This is a genomic window from Inconstantimicrobium porci, assembly GCF_009696465.1.
Lineage (GTDB): Bacteria > Bacillota > Clostridia > Clostridiales > Clostridiaceae > Inconstantimicrobium > Inconstantimicrobium porci.
Genome location: NZ_VULX01000069.1, coordinates 1 through 1,394 on the forward strand (window position 1 = coordinate 1; position 1,394 = coordinate 1,394).

The 1,394-nt window shown below is 28.1% G+C and carries 2 protein-coding genes; both read right to left on the reverse strand.

Going from position 1 to position 1,394, the window contains the following annotated elements; all coding sequences use genetic code 11:
• Nucleotides 1-56: 56 nt before the first annotated feature.
• Entirely contained in the window at nucleotides 57-1,025 is a 969-nt protein-coding gene (locus FYJ33_RS15955; protein ID WP_328598726.1) for an IS3 family transposase, read from the reverse strand.
• Entirely contained in the window at nucleotides 989-1,315 is a 327-nt protein-coding gene (locus FYJ33_RS15960; RefSeq protein WP_206046739.1) for a transposase, read from the reverse strand. Before FYJ33_RS15960 ends, FYJ33_RS15955 begins: the two co-directional genes overlap by 37 nt.
• Between the last annotated feature and the right edge of the window lie 79 nt (nucleotides 1,316-1,394).

A 1,394-nucleotide genomic window follows, 5' to 3' on the forward strand; every position in this document is an offset into this window, starting at 1 on the left:
CGGATTAACCCCTTTATATTGGACAAAATCTATTAAATTCTTCTTTTTTCTCAATATTATATCTTTATGCAAATTTTATCTAGATGCTCTCCAAGATAAAGAGTATAAAATTCCTTTGGTGGCATATAGTTTAAACTTGAATGTAATCTTCTTTCATTGTAAAAAATCATAAATTCATTAACTATTTTATAAGCTTCTGCATATGTTTGAAACTCATTTATTTTAAAGCATTCATCTTCCAAAATCCTATGAAATGACTCAATATGGGCATTTTTATTAGGTGTTTTTACTGGTATCCTCTCATGTTCGATATGTAGCCTAGAACAAGTATCCTCAAATATGTGACTTATGAACTGTGAACCATTATCACTTCTTATAACAGGTTTTGAGCAATTCTCTGCAAATAAATTTCGCTTAATAAGGCAACGCCTTATAAGGACGGCTGCATCTTTTCCTTCACAATGTAATCCCATATGATAATCTATAATACTTCTATCAAAAACATCTATTACATTTAAAGTGTAAAAGAATTTATCCTCACCATGAACATATCCATATTTTATATCAATTTCCCATACTTGATTAGAAGAAGTAACAGTCCTATTAGACGCTAGAACTCTCTTAGTTTTAGGATATATTTTTCTCTGATCTCTAAGAATATTTAATTCTTTACAAAGCCTATAAACCTTTTTGCAGTTGATTATTAAATTATAAGTACGTTTTAAATAATATGTTATTTTTCTGTATCCATAGTATTGAGCATCACCATTTATAGCTTCCATGATATATTCTTTAATTTCATCATCACATATTCTTTTGTTATCTGTTGTAAAAGAATATCCTACTGGCATACGCCCTGCGGGTTTTACTTTATCTTCATCCTTTACTTTGTAATTAATATTATAGTAATATGTCGACCTGCTAAGCTTACATATCTTTAATACTAAGGATATACAATATCCAGCATTTATATATTTTTGTGCTATTTCTATTTTATCTTTAATTGAGGGTTGGCTTTTTTTAATAGATCTTTAAGAATGGCTATTTCTAAGTCTTTTTCTCCTAAAATTTTCTTCAATTTATCATTTTCCTGAGTAATTTCATTTATTTCGTTTTCATTATTTTTTCCCTCAACTAAAGCTTTTCGGCCCGGTTTAACACCTATTTTATCTTTATTTTTAGATTTACTTATCCAATTAAAAATTGTACTAGTAGATATCCCATGTTTTCTTCCTACTAAAGAAACATTTTCAACCTCTTTAACTTCTTGCAATATTTGTTCTTTGAATTCTTCTGAATAACTTCTTCCCTTCATAACTTTCCTCCAATAATTACTATATTTAGTATAACTTATATTAGTCATTATTGTCCAATTAGATATGGGGGCTTAAGAG

Coding starts and splice junctions, on each gene's coding strand:
- FYJ33_RS15960 (WP_206046739.1), bottom strand. CDS start 1,315: ATGAAGGGAAGAAGTTATTCAGAAGAATTCAAAGAACAAATATTGCAA.